15 protein-coding genes and 2 pseudogenes are annotated in these 17,371 nt (G+C 67.9%); 6 read left to right on the top strand and 11 right to left on the bottom strand.

Annotation, left to right across the window (positions count from 1 at the left end; all coding sequences use genetic code 11):
- Positions 1-39 precede the first annotated feature (39 nt).
- Complete coding sequence (locus GQS65_RS12740) at positions 40-501, bottom strand: DoxX family membrane protein (protein WP_368280127.1); 462 nt, start codon at positions 499-501, stop codon at positions 40-42.
- A gap of 248 nt (positions 502-749) precedes the next feature.
- Here GQS65_RS12740 and GQS65_RS12735 point away from each other — a divergent pair, with 248 nt between their 5' ends.
- On the top strand, positions 750-2,588 hold the full coding sequence (locus GQS65_RS12735; protein ID WP_158205038.1) for an ABC transporter ATP-binding protein: 1,839 nt from the start codon (positions 750-752) through the stop codon (positions 2,586-2,588).
- A 3-nt stretch (positions 2,589-2,591) separates the two neighbouring features.
- On the opposite strand, the gene GQS65_RS12730 is transcribed toward GQS65_RS12735, so the two are convergent.
- Both GQS65_RS12730 and GQS65_RS12725 read right to left on the bottom strand, forming a co-directional pair.
- Positions 2,592-3,461 carry a DUF5694 domain-containing protein gene (locus GQS65_RS12730; RefSeq protein ID WP_158205021.1) on the bottom strand — a complete coding sequence of 290 codons (870 nt, stop codon included), beginning with the start codon at positions 3,459-3,461 and terminating at the stop codon, positions 2,592-2,594.
- 193 nt (positions 3,462-3,654) lie between these two features.
- Positions 3,655-4,560, bottom strand: coding sequence for a serine/threonine-protein kinase RIO2 (locus GQS65_RS12725; RefSeq protein ID WP_158205020.1), 906 nt, complete (start codon positions 4,558-4,560; stop codon positions 3,655-3,657).
- Positions 4,561-5,205: 645 nt separating this feature from the next.
- On the opposite strand from GQS65_RS12725, the gene GQS65_RS12720 reads away from it, so the two are divergent.
- Positions 5,206-5,994, top strand: a complete 789-nt coding sequence (locus GQS65_RS12720) for a polyprenol monophosphomannose synthase (RefSeq protein WP_158205019.1) — start codon at positions 5,206-5,208, stop codon at positions 5,992-5,994.
- Positions 5,995-6,006: 12 nt separating this feature from the next.
- Here GQS65_RS12720 and GQS65_RS12715 read toward each other — a convergent pair whose 3' ends face one another.
- From GQS65_RS12715 to GQS65_RS12685, 6 genes are all read right to left on the bottom strand, one after another.
- Positions 6,007-7,365, bottom strand: a complete 1,359-nt coding sequence (locus tag GQS65_RS12715; protein WP_158205018.1) for a sulfatase — start codon at positions 7,363-7,365, stop codon at positions 6,007-6,009.
- Entirely contained in the window at positions 7,362-10,070 is a 2,709-nt protein-coding gene (locus GQS65_RS12710; protein ID WP_199268457.1) for a DUF2079 domain-containing protein, read from the bottom strand. The genes GQS65_RS12715 and GQS65_RS12710 overlap by 4 nt, the downstream gene beginning before the upstream one ends.
- Positions 10,071-10,170: 100 nt before the next feature.
- Entirely contained in the window at positions 10,171-11,208 is a 1,038-nt protein-coding gene (locus tag GQS65_RS12700; protein WP_158205017.1) for a glycosyltransferase family 4 protein, read from the bottom strand.
- Positions 11,209-11,360: 152 nt separating this feature from the next.
- Positions 11,361-11,663 carry a stress response translation initiation inhibitor YciH gene (gene yciH, locus GQS65_RS12695; RefSeq protein WP_368280122.1) on the bottom strand — a complete coding sequence of 101 codons (303 nt, stop codon included), beginning with the start codon at positions 11,661-11,663 and terminating at the stop codon, positions 11,361-11,363.
- A 98-nt stretch (positions 11,664-11,761) separates the two neighbouring features.
- Positions 11,762-12,709 (bottom strand): ring-cleaving dioxygenase, encoded by a 948-nt coding sequence (locus GQS65_RS12690; RefSeq protein WP_158205016.1) that lies wholly within the window; start codon positions 12,707-12,709, stop codon positions 11,762-11,764.
- Positions 12,710-12,818: 109 nt separating this feature from the next.
- Positions 12,819-13,403, bottom strand: coding sequence for a PaaI family thioesterase (locus GQS65_RS12685; RefSeq protein WP_158205015.1), 585 nt, complete (start codon positions 13,401-13,403; stop codon positions 12,819-12,821).
- 217 nt (positions 13,404-13,620) lie between these two features.
- Here GQS65_RS12685 and GQS65_RS22235 point away from each other — a divergent pair.
- Together GQS65_RS22235 and GQS65_RS12675 are read left to right on the top strand one after the other, a co-directional pair.
- Positions 13,621-13,872, top strand: a pseudogene (locus GQS65_RS22235) (MFS transporter); the annotation flags it as partial.
- 19 nt (positions 13,873-13,891) lie between these two features.
- Positions 13,892-14,872: an MFS transporter gene (locus tag GQS65_RS12675; protein ID WP_158205013.1), complete on the top strand. Its 981-nt coding sequence runs from the start codon at positions 13,892-13,894 to the stop codon at positions 14,870-14,872.
- A gap of 15 nt (positions 14,873-14,887) precedes the next feature.
- On the opposite strand, the pseudogene GQS65_RS21670 reads toward GQS65_RS12675, so the two are convergent.
- Positions 14,888-15,064: pseudogene (locus GQS65_RS21670) on the bottom strand (type II toxin-antitoxin system HicA family toxin); the annotation flags it as partial.
- A gap of 143 nt (positions 15,065-15,207) precedes the next feature.
- A complete protein-coding gene (locus GQS65_RS12665; protein ID WP_158205012.1) occupies positions 15,208-15,435 on the bottom strand; it encodes a type II toxin-antitoxin system HicB family antitoxin in 228 nt (75 codons plus the stop codon).
- 115 nt (positions 15,436-15,550) lie between these two features.
- Here GQS65_RS12665 and GQS65_RS12660 point away from each other — a divergent pair, with 115 nt between their 5' ends.
- Positions 15,551-16,132, top strand: coding sequence for a DJ-1/PfpI family protein (locus tag GQS65_RS12660; RefSeq protein WP_158205011.1), 582 nt, complete (start codon positions 15,551-15,553; stop codon positions 16,130-16,132).
- Between the two features lie 272 nt (positions 16,133-16,404).
- Positions 16,405-17,349 carry a DUF7351 domain-containing protein gene (locus GQS65_RS12655; protein ID WP_158205010.1) on the top strand — a complete coding sequence of 315 codons (945 nt, stop codon included), beginning with the start codon at positions 16,405-16,407 and terminating at the stop codon, positions 17,347-17,349.
- Positions 17,350-17,371 lie beyond the last annotated feature (22 nt).

The following is a 17,371-nucleotide window of genomic DNA, read 5'->3' as shown; positions in this document are numbered from 1 at the left end:
CCAGTGTGAGTGGCAGGTCGTGAGGAGTCGTGCGGTCGTTCAGTCGTCGTTCGCGCGGACGAGGAACGCGAACGCGCCGCCGAGCATGGCGACGTTCTTGAGGAACGCGTTCGTCTCGGTCTGTTTCTCCTCTTCGTCGGCGTTCCAGAAGTCGTGCATCGTCGGCGTCGCGGCGACGAGGAACGTCGCGGCCGCGCCCGCGGCGAGTTTCGGCAGTTTCCAGAGCGCGATACCGAGGCCGCTGAACACGAGCAGGCCACCCGAGAGCGGCACCATCGTCTCGGCGTTCGGGATGCCCTTCGCGTCGGCGTACCCCGCCATCGCCTCGGTGTTCTGGAAGTGGTTGAGTCCCGTGAACACGAGCACCGCCCCGAACAGCAGGCGGGCCATCCGGAAGAACAGTGCGTCGTCGGGGACGCGGTCGGTGTCGCCCTCGTCTGCCGTCTCGACGGGGACGTCGTCGAGGCTGCCGGCGTCGCTGGTCTCTGTGGTCGTTGCCATCACTCGGTGAACGCCGTTCGAACGAATAGCCCCTCGTGAGGCGGCGAGGCCGTCCGCTATCGGTTACGTGGGTGTCACCGCGTTCGGTCACCGTTACCGCTCGCGTTATCACCGCGAGACGCTTACCCGAGGTGAATGAGAACACACCGGAGAGTCGTCGGTATCGACGCGCTGGGGGGTGAGTGAGTCCGCCGCCGTGGTGGGGCGGACCGGACGACCCGCTGACGTTCGACGTCGAGGGCGACCCGATGCGGGACCTGTTCGTCCGCTACGCGCGGGCCGACTGGCCGCTGTTCGTCCTCGGCGTCGTCACGAGCGTCCTCGGCCGGTTCGTCAGCCTCGCGCCGCCGCTCGTCCTCGGCGTCGCCATCGACGCGACGTTCAACGACGACGTGCCGTACACGCTCCCGTACGTTCCGAGCGAGTGGTTGCCGACGACACAGACGGAGGAGGTGGTGTTCTCGGTCGGTCTCGTCGTCGCCGCGCTGGTCGGGTCGGTGCTGTTCACGTGGACGAACGGCGCGGCGCTGTCGCTGTTCTCCAACCGCGTCCAGCACTACATCCGCGTCGACAGCTACGAGGCGATGCAGCGCCTCGACATGGCGTTCTTCGACGACAAACAGACGGGGCAGGTGCTCGCCATCCTCAACGACGACGTTCGCAACCTCCGGATGTTCCTCGGGTCGACGGTGTCCAGTGCGCTCCAACTCGTCGCCACCGTCCTCGGAATCGCGTTCATCCTGTTCACGCTGAACTGGCAGCTCGCGCTCGTCACGCTCGTCTTCGTCCCCCTCCTCGCCGTGTTCACCTACTGGTTCATGCGGACGATTCGTCCCAGATACCGCGCACTCCGGGCCTCTATCGGCGACCTGAACACCCGACTGGAGAACAACTTAGACGGGATGGAGGTCATCAAGACCGCCCACACCGAGACCCACGAGACCGACCGTATCCGCGAGACGTCGTGGGAGTACTACCTCCGGACGTGGGCCGTCGCCAAACTCGAGTACCTCTACCAGCCCTCGATGGACCTCCTCGCCGGCCTCGCGTTCGCCGTCACCTTCCTGCTCGGTGGGCTGTGGCTCGTCGGCGGCGCACCCGGCCCGTTCACCGGGACGTTGCTGGTCGGCGAGTTCGTCACGTTCCTGTTCATGACCCAACGATTCGTCGACCCGCTTTCCGGGGTGGGACGCATCGTCAACAGCTACGAGAACGCCCGTGCCAGTGGCGAGCGTATCGTCGGCCTCGTCTCCCGACCCGTCGAGGTCCGGGACCGCGAGGACAGCGTCGTCCGCGAGACGGTCGAGGGCCACGTGGAGTACGACGACGTGACGTTCTCGTATCGCTCCGACCGGCCCGTCGTCCGGAACCTCTCGTTCGCCGCCGACGCGGGCGACACCATCGCGTTCGTCGGCCCCACGGGGGCGGGCAAGTCGACGGCCGCGAAACTCCTGCTCCGACTGTACGAGGTGGACTCGGGAACCATCCGGGTCGACGGCGTAGACGTCCGTGCCCTCGCACTCGACAGTCTGCGCTCGAACGTCGGCTACGTCAGCCAGGACGTGTTCCTCTTCGACGGGAGCGTCGCCGAGAACGTCCGCTACGGGTCGTTCGACGCTACCGACGAGGAGGTGGAGGCGGCCGCCCGGCTCGCCGAAGCCCACGCGTTCGTCGAGAACCTCCCCGAGGGCTACGAGACACGCGTCGGCGAACGCGGCGTGAAACTCTCGGGGGGCCAGCGCCAGCGCATCGCCATCGCCCGCGCGATGCTGCAGAACCCGGCGATTCTCGTGCTGGACGAGGCGACGTCCTCGGTGGACACCGAGACCGAACTGCTCATCCAGCGCGGACTGGCGCGACTCACCGCCGACCGGACGACGCTCGTCATCGCCCACCGCCTCTCGACGGTCAAGGACGCGGACCTCATCCTCGTCGTCGACGACGGCGAGGTGGTCGAACGCGGCACCCACGACGAACTGCTCGACCACGGTGGCCTCTACGCCACGCTCTGGAACGTCCAAGCCGGGGCGGAAGCGACCGAGGAGTTCATCGCCGAGGTCGTCGCACGCGCCGACCGCGGCACCTGAGCGTCAGTTCCGCCCCGTCGGCTCGGGCAGGAGCGACAACGGACTCACCGGACAGAACATCGGTGCCTCGTCGAGCAGGTGGCGCAGCACCCGAACGTGGCCCGACCCGATGGGGAGCACGACCCGCTCGGTGTCCTCGTCGACCGCCGTCCAGAGGTTGTGGACGGTCCTGACGTTGCGCTCGTACCAGTCGGTGAGCAGTTCGGGACCGTCGAACTCCTCGCCCTCGCCACGGAGGAACCACTCGAACATCCCGTCGTGGTTCAGTCGGAGCGCTTCGGAGCCGTTCTTGTAAGCGAGGAACTCCGGGATCGTCGACTCGCGGAGCAGTTCGGCCTCCGCGTCCACGTGCGCTTGGAAGTCCGGGAGGGTGTAGTCGCCCTTCTTCGGCGGCACCGGGTCGCGTTCCTCGGGCGACGTCAACGCCTCGCCGTCGAGCGAGAGCGTGTGGTCGACCGGCGCGACCCGGTCGTGGTCGAGACGGTCGGCGAGTCGGAACCCGACCTGGACGACTTCGTTGCGACACTCGGTGGTGTCGTCCTCGCGCTGTGGGTCCGTCGATTCGAATCGCTCCTCGCGGTCGTAGCGGCGCTCGCCCGACCGGTACTGTTCGTACTGCTCGACGAGCGTCTCGCGGTGTTCGGAGGGTCGTTCGACGGCGACGAGGTCCGGCGACCACCCGACGAGGTGTCCACCCAGTTCCCGGAGGTCCGCCTGCCGGCGTGCGGAGAGTACGTCGTCGGCGTCGAACGTCGTCGCGTCCATCTCCGGGTTGTCCATGTGGTACGTACCGAGTAGTAGCACCCGAATCTGGCCGGGAGTCGGCGTCGGCCACCCCTCGGGAGGCCCGCCGTCACGACCGTCGTCGGTCATCGTCCGCTCACGGGTCGGAGAGCCATCACGACGAGTGCTCACGACCGAGCGACAAGAGCGTTCGTGCGCCGAGCGGGGATTCAGTATAGCTCAGGTAGGTTTATCATAGCGGACGGCCCCGAACCGTCGAAGCCGTCGCTGGCCGGTCCGTGCGGTTCTCGCCGGTGCTTGCAGTCGAGAGTGTCGAGCGGTGTCAGCGGTGGTCGCGGACCGACTCGAACTCGTCGTTCCGGAGCGTCTCGGGGACGGCTCGAACGTCCGGGTCGCCGACCTGTTTGGGGTGTTTGCGGCGGAAGTAGCCCACGAGGTTCTCCACGTCACGCTCCAGGAACTCGTCGGCGTTCTCGTGGTCGGTCGAGACGGCCTGTGGCCAGTCGAACACCGTCACGCCGTCGCTGTCGACGAAGACGTTGTACTCGCTCATGTCCGCGTGGACGTACCCCGCCCGGTAGGCCGCGGCGAGTTCGTCGAGAATCAGGTCGAGGACGCCGACGGCCTGGCCGGGGTCGAGTTTCGCCTTCGAGAGTTCGACGCCCGAGAGCTTCTCCATCACGATGCCGTGACGGTTCTGGTCGATGGGTCGGGGGACGCGGACTTCGGGGTAGACCGCCTCCAGCGCCTCGTACTCGCGCTCGGCGGCCTTCCGCGCGGTGTAGAACCACGAGACGTGGCGGTTGTCGGAGGTGTAGTCGCGCTCCTTGCGTACCTCTCGGAAGTTGGTGTAGCCCTCGCGGTGGAACTTCAGGGCGAGCGGCTTGTACGAACGGACCTCGTAGACGTCGCTCTCCTTGCCGACGCCCAGCGGTGCGCCGAAGCCCTCGATGGTCTCGCGTTCGGCGAACGTCCGCAACGCGAGCGCGTCGTACCCCTCGAAGGTGAGGCGAAAGCCCAGATACTGGATGGTCTTGCGTTCGACGAGGCCGCGGTCCTCACAGCGGTCGAGTCGGTACTCGACCTCCTCGTCGTCGAGGCGAGCGAACTCGGTCAGTTTCTCGGTGGCGACCCACTCGGAGAACCGCATCCCGTGTTCGAGCCCCGAGAGCAGATAGAAGTCCTCCGTCTGGAGATCGGGGAAGAAATCGGCGACGTTCCGCACCATACACGTCGTTCACGGTCAGGAGGGAAAAGCCCCCCGCGTCGGCGAACCAGCCGGTAGTGAATCGAGTGCCGCTATACGAAATCAGGGCAGTGCGCTGCCAGGGTCGGCCTCGAGACCGGCCGACGAGTTCACCGACCGACGACGCACGGGTCCGAGCGCCGACGGGCGACACGGCCGTGGGCCGTCCAGTGTCCCGGTCGAGCGTACGCCACGAGTCCGGCCCGCGGCGAATCTACCGCATCCCCACCGGAGGAAGGGGCGGCCGTGGTGGGGATGGGTACGTCGTGGAACGATAGTAGGGAGCGAATCCGCTGGCGCCGACCGTTTCGTTGTCGGTAGGTGGTCGTTTACTCACCTCCGTGTGAAAAAGCTCCCCTGAATAATACGCATACGAGTACAGTTCAGAACTCGGACTAGTGCGCTTTCCCCAACAACCCGGGTTCAGAGAGCCTCTGAGCCGCTTCTCTGAGTCTCGGAACTGACCCAGTATTTCTCGATACGCGAGTTTCGCCAATCGAGCGTTGTGTCTAGTAGACGAGTGTGTCTTTTCTGTATATTTCACGCCCCAAATCAGGTTAACTCCGAGGAAATTGTTGAACGATGACGACCGTACATTACCCCAGTCTAAGAAGGGCGCGGCAGGAGATGTCCACCGAACCTACCGACAGGCAGGCGACGTCAGTACGACCGCCGGAACGCACGTCCGAGGTGCTGGAGACGGACCCGGAGTGGGAGGGTGGCGGCCTCTCCGTGGTCGTCCCGACGTACAACGAGCGGACGAACGTTCGGCGAACGGTCGACCGCTGCCGTGACGCGCTCGACGACCGACCGTTCGAGATAGTCGTCGTCGACGACGACTCGCCCGATGAGACCTGGCGGGTCGCTCGTGACCAGTACGACGACGACGACCGAGTCCGCGTCGTCCGGCGGCAACACGACCGAGGACTGGCGACGGCCGTCCTGCGGGGGTTCGACGAGGCTCGCCACGAGTACTGTGTCGTCATCGACGCCGACCTCCAGCACCCGCCAGAACTGCTCCCGGAACTCGCCGACGGCTTCGGTGACGGGGCCGACATCGTCGTCGGGAGCCGACACGTCGACGGCGGTGGTATCGACGGCTGGTCGGTGTATCGTCGAGTCGTGAGTCGGACGGCGACCCTGCTCACCCGGGCCACCGTTCCCAACGCACGGCCCATCCACGACCCGCTCAGCGGGTTCTTCGCGGTGCGGCGTGAGCTTCTCGCCGGCTGTGAGTTCGCGCCGACGGGCTACAAGATCCTCCTCGAACTGCTGGCCGTCTGCGAACACGACCGGGTCGTCGAGGTGCCCTACGTCTTCCACGAACGCGAGCGTGGGGAGTCGAAGCTGAGCGGACAGGAGTATATCGAGTTTCTCAGACACCTGTACACGCTGCGTCGTCGCTCGGACTGCTGAGTGCGACGCGGCTCAGTCGAGGTAGCCGAGGTCCTTGAGCCGCTGTTCGACCGCCTCGTCGCGGTCGGCGGTGTGGGTCTCGGTGAACGCGATAGACGCCCGCCGATCGGTGAGTGCGTCGTAGAGAGCGGTCCACCGCTCCCCTTCGGGGTCGACGGTCGGGGCCCGCTCACCGGGGTCCTCCTGCAGGTCGTATCCGCGGACCTCGTCGGTGGTTGCGATCAGCTTCCGGTCGGGGAGTCGGACCGCGACCTGTAGCGCCTCGGGAGCGACACGTCCCGGCGTCGTCCGCGACGAAGCGACCTCGGAGACGGCGATACGGTCCGTCGTCTCCTCACCCGAGGCTCCCTCGACGAGCGGCCGGAGCGAACGCCCCGTGAACGTCGACGGCGCGTCGACGCCCGCGTAGTCGAGAATCGTCGGCGCGACGTCGACGTGACGGACCTGCGTGTCGACCCGCCCGGCCTCGACGGGCGTCGACGCTGGCGGGCGGACCAGCAGCGGAACGTGGACGAGTTCGTCGTACAGCGCCGGTTCGTGGCCGACCTGCCCGTGTTCGAACAGCGCCTCGCCGTGGTCGGCCGTCACGACGACGAGCGTCTCGTCTGTCGCCGCTTCGAGCACCGACCCGACCTGCTCGTCCGCGTGGCGAACCGACGCGGCGTACAGCCGTTCGATGGTCTCACGCTCCGCGTCGCCGAGACCGTCGGGGTCACGCTGAGCACGCGTCGAGAGTGCCGTTCCGTCGACGTCGGCCGGGACGTCGGCCCACTCCCGGTGTCGTTCCGGTGGGTCGTACGGGGCGTGGGGTGCGAGCAGGTGCATCCAGACGAAGTCCGACCCGTCGCGCAACGCCTCCCGAGCGACGGTCACTTCGGCCGCCTCCCCGGTGTCGCTTCGGAGTCGCTGAATCGGACCCTGTGCACGCCGATAGACGGTCTGGGCGGCCCGGTAGACGGGGTGGTCGAGGCCGAACCGGTCGATGAGCAGTTCGCGCGTCCGGTCGAGCAGCGGCAGTGTGAACTCCCCGACGTCGTGGTAGGCGTCGTAGCCACGCGCGTAGCCGTACTTCTCGCCGAGCCACGGGTTCCCGTGGACGCCGACACACCGGTGGTCGGCGTCGGCCAGCGTCTCGCTGAGTAGCCGACGCTCGGGGGCGATCCGTTCGTAGCCGCCGTGGTCGAGCGGTTGTGTCGACGTGAACAGCGCCGGGAACGCGTACGGGGTCGCCGGGCCGTGGCTGACCGCCTGCGTGAAGGCGACGCCGTCGGTTGCGAGCGATTCGAGAGTCGGTGTGTACGAGCGGTCCGCTCCCGCGAACGAGGCGTGAGAGGCCCGCCACGCGTCGATAGTGACGAGTAGGACATTCATGGATGGAGTCGGTGGAGGGGCGTTGGTCGAGACGCGATGCCGGTCGAGCGAGATGTGGAGGCGGACACGACCGAGGCGGGAGACGAGGGCTGCCGACCGGAGTGGGTCCGGTCCGACGTGAGCGAGCGGGGAGCTTCCCCGCCGACCGACTGCCCCGAGTCGGTGCTCGACGCGTTCGTCCCGTTCGCGGGGCTGTCGCCGATGCGTTCGACGACGACCGACTCGAACCGGACCGTCCCCGGTTCGCCGGTTCGGCCGCCACGGAACTCCACGTCGCCCGTGGTCCGGTCGAGCGTGAAGTTCAGCGTGACCGTCGTCCAGCCGTCGGTCGACCCCACGCGTTCGCGCGCCAGCACCTCGTGGTCCTCGCCGGCGGCGACGTTGAGGACGACGACGTCCGACCCGTTCGACCCGCTGACGTTGACGTGGTAGGTCGCGGTGTACTGCCCTGGTGGAAGCTGGGTGTACGGCCCGAACCAGACGTTGCCCGACCCCGTGCCGTCACCGACGACGGTCCCGTCCGTCAGCGTCGCCCCGTCGCTGACGGCGAACTGGTCGGCAGCGTACCGTCGGTCGACCCCACCCGCCTCGGTGACGGACCGGACGGGACCGGAGTAGCCACGCTTGAGGACGTAGATGCCGTCCTGGTAGCGGTAGACGCCGTACTCCTCGTAGAGTCGGTCACCGAACGCCTCCTGGAGGCGCTCCGCCCAGAACGACGACCCCTTCAGACGGGTGTCGTACAGGATGTACTCCGGCGAGACCGTCCCGTACAGTCGCTGGTACTCCTGGAACGTGTCCGGACGAACGACGTAGTTCGCGTTCGGGCGCTCGGCGACGTGCGGGTAGATATCGTTCTGCGTGACGAGCGAGGCGTCCTCGGGGATCGTGTCGATGGCCGCGTCGAGCGTCTCGGTGTGCTCGTCGACGACCGGGAACGCTCCCCTGTCGAGGGCGGTTGCGACGCCACCCACGACACTGACAACGATGACGATGGCGAACAGGCGGGCCAGCAGGTCACGCGACGGCGGGGCGATAGCCACCCGCTCCATCACCCGGACCGCGCCGATGTAGAGGAACGGCAGCAGGTAGAGCGGGTAGTGGGCACCGAAGGTGTAGTAGACCGGCCGGCCGGCGAGCAGCCACGCGAACCCCAGAAACGGCAGGAACGCGCCGACCGTTATCTCGTCTTCGAGTGCCAGGAACGCCACCGGGAGGAGGAACGCGACGAAGTAGAGGAACTTCGTCATCGCGTCGTTCGAGACGAGGGCGAAGACCACCTCGGGGTGTTCGATCATCGTCGCCAGCAACTGCCCGGTCGAGGCACGGCCCTCGGGGACGAACGCCTGTAGCGGCGAGGCGATGGAGCTGTACGGTATCCCCGAGAACTCGCTGAACCGGGCCATGACGGCACCGCCGACGAGTTTGACGCCGACCGCCCACGCCACACCGACGGCGAGAAGCGGGGACTCGCGTCGGAGTCGCCCCTCCCGGTAGGCCGCGACCCCGAGGCCGACGAACGCGCCGAGGACGACGTAGATGACGAACTCGTTGGTGAGCATCACCAGCACCATCGCCACGAGGAACCAGGCGTAGCGGCGCTTGACGTAGGCGTAGTACCCCGCGAAGACGAGGACGGGGAGTAGCACCTGCTCCTGGAAGTCGAACAGCCACGCCCCCCACAGGAACGGGTTGAGTGCGTAGGAGACGACGAGCAGTCCCGCCAGCCGGTCACTGTCGAGGTGGTGGCGCGCGACGGCCCACAGCGCGACGACGCTGCTCGCCAGCAGGAACGACTTGGCGACCAGCAGCGTGAACGGCGAGGAGACGAGCGCGAACAGTGGGAGGAACGCCAGCAGAGTCAGCGAGAAGTGTGCGCCGAAGTACGACCCGCCGGGATGGCTCACACGGTACTTCCCGTGGATGAGCAGGCCCTGTCCGTCGAGCGTCGTCGAGAACATGTGGACGTACGACCCGAAGTCCGACCCCGTCAGGACGTACGCCTCGTAGAGCAGCGAGGTGTACGTCGAGAACACGACGAACAGCACCGTTGCGAGGCCGAAGACGAGCCACGTCGGTCGGTCGATGGCGAGCACGCGTCGGACCGGGCGGGGGAGGGTACCGAACCGGCCACCGGCGAGCGTTCCACGGCTCCCGAAGCCGACTCGCTTCCGGACGCGCCGGACGGCCGTCCGAATCCGACCGTCCGACCCGGCACCGTCGGTCCGGGCGGTGCGGTGACCCCTCATCCGGTCGAGCGACTGGTCCTCGTCGGCTGGCTGCCACACCCAGTGTTCGCTCGCGCCGAACCCCCAGAGGACGCCGACACCGATGGCCAGGAGGTTCGCGAGCAGGTAGTGGAGGTCGAGGACTTCGACGAAGAGGACGAGCGCGGCCGTCCCGATGGCGACGCCGACGACGCGCGTCGCAACGTACTTCCCACCGCGAATCAGCCACTCTCGACGGCCGCTCGCCCCGCGGTCACCCCAGGTCCACGCGTCGTTCATCGCGTAGTTCGCGGCGACGCTCAGGACGCGTCCGAGGACTCCACCGACGACGTAGGAGAGACCGACGACGCCGGCGGCGAGGTACAGCACGCCCTGGTTGATGCCGATACCGACGAGTCCGACGAGGAGGTACTGGACGAACCGGCGGTGTTCACCGTCCCCAGGGAGGTACGACGAGAGCGACTCGCGGACGCTCACGGGGGCCACCCCTGTCGTGACCGCGCGGTCGGCGGCGGGCGGCGTGTGAACGGGCCGACCGCGACGTCCCTCGACCACCGGCGAGTGCCGATACGGACCTTCACGGCGGTGCCTCCGCAGTGGCGTCGTCGAGGAGGAGTCGCTTGAGTCGCGGGTAGATGACGTCCTCGTCGTGCGCCTCGCCCATCATCCGTGCGATGCGGCACCGACGTGCATAGCCGTTGTCCCGTCTCCACTCGCGGTGGACGGTTCGGACCGTCCGGACCATCGCGTCGACGGTTCCCCGTCGCATCACGGCGTCGTTGTCGTCGACGTGAGTGGGGAGCGGACTCGTCACGACCGGGGTACCGCTCGCACAGGCCTCGTTGAGGACCATGCTGTCCGTGTCGACTCGGGCGGGATGCAAGACGAGGTGTGCTCGCGCGTACGCGTCGGCCAGTTCCGCCTCGTCGAGGAACCCCAGGTCGTGGACGTTCGGGTCGTCGCTCGTGCCGGTCGCGGCGAACCGAACGTCGTCGGGGAGTGCCCTCGCCACCTTCCGGGCGAGGTCCCACCCCTTCTCCGGGATGTGTGCGGCCGTCACGAGGACGGTGAACGTCTCGCCCGTCGGTGCCCGGTCGGGGCGATACAGGTCCGTATCGACGAAGTTCGGGATGTATCTGGTGTCGGGGTGAGGCGAGTCGAACGCCGGCGTGACCGCGTGAACCGTGTCGAACCGCCCGAGGTCACGCTCGCCGAGCGTTCGGTAGAGCGCTTTGACGGCCGTCGGAACGGCACCGTAGTGTGGCTCGTAGAGGCGGTCGGAGACGTAGACCCACGAGTGGATGCCGGCGACGGTGCGTGCGGCCCCACGGAAGAACAGCCCCGACAGCGGAACGTAGAGGACGTAGGCCGTGTCGAACGCCGAGAGGTCGTGGTGCCAGGCCTCCTCGTAAGAGACCCGGTCGTCGAGTACGGTCGACACCTCGACGCGTCGCTCGCCGTCGGGGACGTACGGCAGCGACCGAACGGAGACGTCGACACCGTCCGCGACGAGGCGGTTGGCGAGCGTCGTGACCCACTTCTCCCCACCCCGGTAGTGCGAGAGCGAGATGTGAGGGCAGAGAACGAGTCTCGACGGGTCGCCGTGATTCGCCATCGACAGTTCTCTTGACATCCACGACTATAGCTAAGTCCGACCTAGCACCGACGCCGACGGACGTATCTTCACGTTATCGGACGCAACGGGAGAGACCATGAAAGAATCGCATCGGAGAGGTCAGTACCGTTCGAGCGGGGACGAACGACCGCTCAGGCGACCTGGAAGCCCTCGTCGCGGAGGACGTCCGGGAGACGGGTGGTGTGGTCGCCCTGCAACTCGATGGTGTGTGTCTTCTTCTCGACCGTTCCCCCCGTCGCCAGACGGCGTTTGAGCGTCGAGGCGAGTTCCGGGAGGTCGACCGAGTCGTCGTCGAACCCCTCGACGATGGTCATCGGCTTGCCGTAGCGTCGGCTCTCGACGCGGACGGTGAGTTGCTGTTCCGCACGGGCGAGGTCGTCCCCGATACCGAGGTCGTCGGGGAGACCGGTGACGTCGCTGAAGTCCTTGGACACTACACACTCAGTAGCCGGTTCGGGCGTATAACATTGCCGCGCGTCCGGACCCCGACACACAGTCGCCGACCGGGGCGAGGGTGACGACGCCAGCGCGCTCAGTCGTCGGTATCGAGCGGCGGGAGCGTCGACTCGATCTGGTCGCGCATGTCCTCGAACTTCGGGGGGAGCACCAGCGACGACCCCAGTTCTTCGAGCGGTTCGTCGACGGTGTAGCCCGGTTCGTGCGTGGCGAGTTCGAACAGGACGCCGCCGGTGTTGGCCTCGCGGGGGCCACCACGGAAGTAGACCGAGTGGAACCACTCACGGTCGATGACGGGCGTCGGGTCGAACCCCATGTCCGCGAACGTCTCGCGCCACGCCTGCTGGTCCTCGTCGGTCGGCGTCCGGAACGCGACGTGGTGGACCGTCCCGAATCCTTGCCGACCGGCCTGCTGGGTCGGAATCAGGTCGACGACCGCACCGAGGTCCCCCGAGGAGACGTAGCGAGTGCGGTCGTCGTCCGCCTCGCCGTCGACGCGCTCGTAGCCCATCGTCTCTAGCAACTCGGCGGTCGGCCCCACGTCGCGGACGAGCAGGGCGACGCCGTGGAACCCGCGGACGGCGTACTCCTCGGGGACGGCCTCGGTCCACGGCTCTGCGGCGTCGTCGCCCTCGACGAGTTCCAGCGGGAGGCCGTCGGGGTCCTCGAACGGGAGGACGCGCTCGCCGAACCGTTCTACGGGGTCCTCGCGGGTGACGTCGTGGTCGTCGAGTCGGTCGGCCCAGTAGTCGAGGCTCCCCTCGGGGACGCGGAAGGCGGTGACGCCGACCTGTCCCGCGCCGACGCTCCCCTGTGTCGCGTTGTCGAACGGGAAGAACGTCATGCTCGTCCCCGGTGACCCCCGACCGTCGGCGTAGAACAGGTGGTACGTCGTGGGGTCGTCTTGATTGATGGAGCGCTTGACGAGACGGAGACCCAGGACGTCGGTGTAGAACTCGAAGTTGGTCTGGGCGTCGCCGGCCATCGCCGTGACGTGGTGGATGCCGGGAATCTGGTCGGGCATGGCTCCGGGTACGTGGCCCGGACACTTGAGTCGGCGCGGACACTCCCGTCGGGGGGTGACGCGAGGGTTACCGGACCCCACGAACGACGATTCGGCCACCCCGCCGCCGTCAGCGACCCGACGCCTGTTCGCCACGCAGCGTCAGGCAGGTGCTGGAGAGTTTGGCGACGAGACGTTCCTCCTCGTCGTGGATTTCACACTCGACGAGACCGACCGTTCGACCGCCGGAGACGACTCGGCCCGTCGCTGTCAGGCGGTCGTCCCACACCGGCCGGAGGTAGTTCACCTTCAGTTCGAGCGTGGTGAACGACTCCTCGGGGCCGAGCGTGCTGGCGTAGGCGGTGCCCATCGCCGCGTCACCGACGTCACAGAGGACGCCGCCGTGGAGCGTCCCCATCGGGTTGGCGTGTTCGGGCCCGGCCTGAAAGGAGAGGTGGGACTCGCCGTCGCCGACGGACTCGATGTCGAACCCGACGAGCGCACCGATGGGTGGTCGGGGGGCGTCCTCGCGGTCCGCGACTGACAGTCCCGCCTCGCTTCGGAACCCACCGTCCCGAGTGAACGCGACGGACTCCTCGACACCGACGCGCTGGAACAGAGCGTCACGGACGAGCGCCTCGGGGTCGTCGGTGACGGCGGTCAGTCGGTCGTACTCCTCCTGAGAGAGTTCGAGTTCGAGCGTTCGCTCGGCCATACCACCCGTGACGCCCGCGAGAGGATATAGCCCCGTGTCCGCATGGGTGACGCGAACGCTATCGTCTCGCGTCGCGTAGCCGGGGTATGTCCTCAGCGCTCGGTACGGAGGCCGTGTGGCGATAAGCGCCGGCTTCGCCGTCCGGCGCGACCGTCCGGACTCGCGTCTCGTCGTGTTCACCCTCTGGCTGCTCGTCTTCGGTGTCGGGTCGCAGGCGATGCTCATCGCGCCCATCATCCCCCAGATAGCGACACAACTCGCCGTCGAGGAGGCCGCCCTGGGAACGCTCATCACGGCCTACAGCGTCGCCGTCGGCGCGTTCGCACTGCTCGTCGGGCCAATCTCCGACCGCGTGGGTCGTCGCCCCGTCCTGCTCGCCGGAACGGGCCTGATGACGGCGGCACTCGCGGCCCACTGGTTCGCCGGCGACTACGTGAGCCTCTTCTCGCTCCGCCTGCTGGCGGGCGTCGCCGGCGGCGTCCTCAACGGTGCGGCCATCGCCTACGTCGGCGACTACTTCCCCCCCCGAGCGCCGCGGGTGGGCCAACGGCTGGGTCATCAGCGGGTTCGCCGCCGGGCAGATCGCGGGTATCCCCATCGGGACCATCCTCGCCGCGGAGTTCGGCTTTCGCACGCCGTTTCTCGCGTTCGCCGTCGCCACGCTGTTCGCGTTCGGTCTGGTCGTCGCGTTCCTCCCCGCCCCCGACGTGACCCTCGCCACCTCGAAACTGACCGTCCGGTCGTTCCTCGGTGAGTACGCCGACCTGCTCCGCCGACGCGAGATTCTCGCCGCGACGTTCATCTTCTTCCTGATGTTCGGCGGGTCGGCGCTCTACACGACGTTCCTCCCGACGTGGCTGAGCGTCGAACTGCTCGTCGGCGCGGGCGCTATCGCGCTCCTCTTCCTGCTCGGCGGCCTCTCGAACGCCGTCGTCGGCCCCGTCGCGGGCAGTCTCTCGGACTCGCTCGGGCGCAAGCGCATCATCCTCGTCGCCAGCGTCGGCATCGCGCTCACGATGGCCGCGACACCGTTCGCGGGACTCACTGGGGGCTTTCTGGCCGTCGCGGGCGTGTTCGTCGTCGTGATGGCGCTGTTCGCCTCGCGCGCGAGTTCGTTCACCACCCTCCTCACCGAACTCGCCGACGGCAACCAGCGCGGGTCGCTGATGAGCCTCACCGTCGGCGTCGGTCAGGTCGGCACCGGGGTCGGCGGGGCGCTCGCGGGCACGGCCTACGCGGCGACGGGCTACCCCGCCAGCGCCGTCGCCGCGGGCGTCGTGATGGTGGTCATCACGCTCCTCATCTACGTCTACCTGCCCGCGACGGGGCCGGGGTCGGGACGTCCCGTCCCGCGTGCCGAACCACGCTCGCCGCTCGACACCAGCGGCGACGGCCGCCCGGACCTCGCGTGTGACGCGCTCTGCGGGCCGACCGCCGAGGGCGGCTACTCCGACGGCGACGACGACTGACACGGTCGGTAGCGGTCAAACGAGTTCGTCGATGGCGGCAAGGAACGCCGGGTAGTCGTTCGCACCGGCCTGCTCGGCGATGCTCTTTAGAGTACCCGTGGCGAGTCCGTCGTGGAGAGGAGCGACGACAGTCCGTTTCTCGTCAGTGTTCGGGTCGACGTACTGGAGCTTGACGTGGCTTCCCGTCCGACCGACGCGCCGAAAGTTTCACTGCTGGAGTGCCGAGACGATGTCCCTCCCCGAGTACGTACCACGGACACGGTTCGCTATCTTCTGGCCCGTGTTCGAGCAAAAACGTTCTCACTCCGGGACAGTAGAGCAGTCGTCCCGACGACTCACTCCCGCGACAGCCAAGGCGCATCGGAGGGTTCGTCGGCGTCTTCGTCCTCACGCACGGGTCGCTCGGACAGTTCGAGTGCCGCCGCGAGGTTCTCCAGTGCCTCGGCTTTCGTCTCGCCTCGACTGGTGACTCCCGTCTCCTCGTCGGTAGCGGCGACCCAGTCGCCCTCGACGGCGACGACGACACGGTCACCAGACGACGGATTTCGAACCCCGGAGCCCATGTTACCCATAGTAACATCCGTGGGTATAGACCCTGGATGCTCGGCCGCTCCGAGAGGAGACACGACGCTGGTCCACGTACCAACAACCATTGTCTCTCACCCCCCATCTCCGCGCATGGACGTCCAAATCGTGCTGTACGAGGGGTTCGACGAACTCGACGCGGTCGGCCCGTTCGAGGTGTTCGCCAACGCGACCAGCGCGGGCGGTGACCTGCCGCCGACGCTCGTGACCCTCGACGAACGCGACACCGTCACCGCTAGCCACGGCCTCCGTGTCGGGGTCGACGGGGTCCTCTCGGACCCGGACCTGCTCGTCGTCCCCGGCGGTGGGTGGAACGACCGCTCGTCGGCGGGCGCGTGGTCGCAGGTCGAGCAGGGCGACCTGCCCGAGGCCGTCGCTCGCATCGCCGAGACCGACGCCGTCGTCACCTCGGTCTGTACCGGCGGGATGATTCTCGCCCACGCGGGCGTGCTGGACGGGCGGCCCGCCGTGACCCACCGCGGCGCGCTCGACGACCTGCGGGAGTTCGACGTGGAGGTCCGCGAGGAACGGGTCGTCGACGACGGCGACCTGGTGACCGCTGGCGGCGTCACGTCGGGCATCGACCTCGCGTTGCATCTGGTCGAGCGGTTCGCCGGTGGGGACGTCGCGGAGCGGGTGACGACCGAGATGGAGTGGGAGCGAGAGTCGGAGTGAGCGAGTGAAACGAGCGAACGAGAACCTCGGGGAACCGAGCGGGGAACGACAGTGACCCGCGAGGAGCGTGGTACGGACGGTGAGCGACAGCGACCCGTGAGCAGCGAGAGTGGGACAGAACGACAGGTGAGAAGGGTGGACGAGACGCGTCGCTCACGGGTCGCCAGTGCTCCCCGTTCGTGTCAGCACGATTCTCCGTCCGTCCCTTCGGTCGCTCCGTCCGAACCGCGCTCGACGGGCTTCTTATACGGCGTGCGGGCGTACGCCGGGGTATGACCGAGAGCGAGTCCGTCGAGGCGAACGCGGACGCCGACGGCCCGGCCCCCAGCGAGGCGTTCGCGCCGCTGGGCAACGAGGTCCGGACACGGACGCTCGCCGCGTTGCTCGACGACGGGATGCCGACGCGACGGCGTTTCTCGGAGCTGTTCGAGGCCAGCGGTGCGGACACCACTGCGGGGTTCGCCTACCACCTCCGGCAGCTCACGGGCCACTACCTCCGGGAGACCGACGAGGGCTACGCGCTCACCGACGCAGGTACCAGAATGGCCCGCGCCATCGCGTCGGGCACCTACACCGACAGCGTGGACCGCGACCCCGTACCCGTCGCCGACCCCTGTCCGTTCTGCGGGGCAGGTGGTGGGACAGACGTCGAGAACGGCGAGGGTCTGCACGCCGGCGCACACGACAACACCGTCGCCATCACCTGCTCGGCGTGTGACCGGACCGTCCTCTCGCTGGGCTTCCCGCCGGGCGGCTTCCGGAGTCACGACGACGAGGCGCTGCCGGGGGCGCTCGACAGCCTCTACCGCCACCGCGTTGGGTTGCTCGTCGACGGCACCTGCCCGGAGTGTGGCGGCGCGAGTCGCGGACACGTCGAGTACGGCGACGACGGCGACGACGGTGGTCCGGTCGACGACGCGGCGCGTCCCACCCGTCTCGACCTCTCGTGTTCGGCGTGTGGCTACGCGTTGCGCTGTCCGGTGACGCTCGCGGTGCTCGACCACCCCGCAGTCGTCTCGTTCTACCACGACCACGGCGTCGACCTGCGCGAGCGGCCCATCTGGAACGTCGGCGAGGAGTGGGCCGAACGCGTGCTGTCGGACGACCCGTGGTGCGTCCGGGTGGCGACCGAACTCGACGCCGAGACGCTCTCGGTGCTGGTCGGTGCGGACGGAACCGTCGTCGAGACGGACCGCCGGACGCGTTCGGCGTCGTAACCGCGAGTTCTGGAGGTGGATT

Origin of the sequence: Halomarina oriensis, from assembly GCF_009791395.1 — an archaeon.
GTDB classification, from domain to species: domain Archaea; phylum Halobacteriota; class Halobacteria; order Halobacteriales; family Haloarculaceae; genus Halomarina; species Halomarina oriensis.
The sequence above is the reverse complement of the archived record's forward strand: the minus strand, read 5'-3'. Positions and strand labels throughout refer to the sequence as shown.

Excerpts from the sequence above, each read along its gene's own strand:
- GQS65_RS12725 (WP_158205020.1), bottom strand. The coding sequence starts at position 4,560 with ATGGTGCGGAACGTCGCCGATTTCTTCCCCGATCTCCAGACGGAGGAC.
- GQS65_RS12715 (WP_158205018.1), bottom strand. The coding sequence starts at position 7,365 with ATGAATGTCCTACTCGTCACTATCGACGCGTGGCGGGCCTCTCACGCC.
- GQS65_RS12665 (WP_158205012.1), bottom strand. The coding sequence starts at position 15,435 with ATGGGCTCCGGGGTTCGAAATCCGTCGTCTGGTGACCGTGTCGTCGTC.
- GQS65_RS12690 (WP_158205016.1), bottom strand. The coding sequence starts at position 12,709 with ATGCCCGACCAGATTCCCGGCATCCACCACGTCACGGCGATGGCCGGC.
- GQS65_RS12655 (WP_158205010.1), top strand. The coding sequence starts at position 16,405 with ATGACCGAGAGCGAGTCCGTCGAGGCGAACGCGGACGCCGACGGCCCG.
- GQS65_RS12720 (WP_158205019.1), top strand. The coding sequence starts at position 5,206 with ATGTCCACCGAACCTACCGACAGGCAGGCGACGTCAGTACGACCGCCG.
- GQS65_RS12700 (WP_158205017.1), bottom strand. The coding sequence starts at position 11,208 with ATGGCGAATCACGGCGACCCGTCGAGACTCGTTCTCTGCCCTCACATC.
- GQS65_RS12735 (WP_158205038.1), top strand. The coding sequence starts at position 750 with ATGCGGGACCTGTTCGTCCGCTACGCGCGGGCCGACTGGCCGCTGTTC.
- GQS65_RS12740 (WP_368280127.1), bottom strand. The coding sequence starts at position 501 with ATGGCAACGACCACAGAGACCAGCGACGCCGGCAGCCTCGACGACGTC.
- GQS65_RS12730 (WP_158205021.1), bottom strand. The coding sequence starts at position 3,461 with ATGACCGACGACGGTCGTGACGGCGGGCCTCCCGAGGGGTGGCCGACG.
- GQS65_RS12685 (WP_158205015.1), bottom strand. The coding sequence starts at position 13,403 with ATGGCCGAGCGAACGCTCGAACTCGAACTCTCTCAGGAGGAGTACGAC.
- GQS65_RS12660 (WP_158205011.1), top strand. The coding sequence starts at position 15,551 with ATGGACGTCCAAATCGTGCTGTACGAGGGGTTCGACGAACTCGACGCG.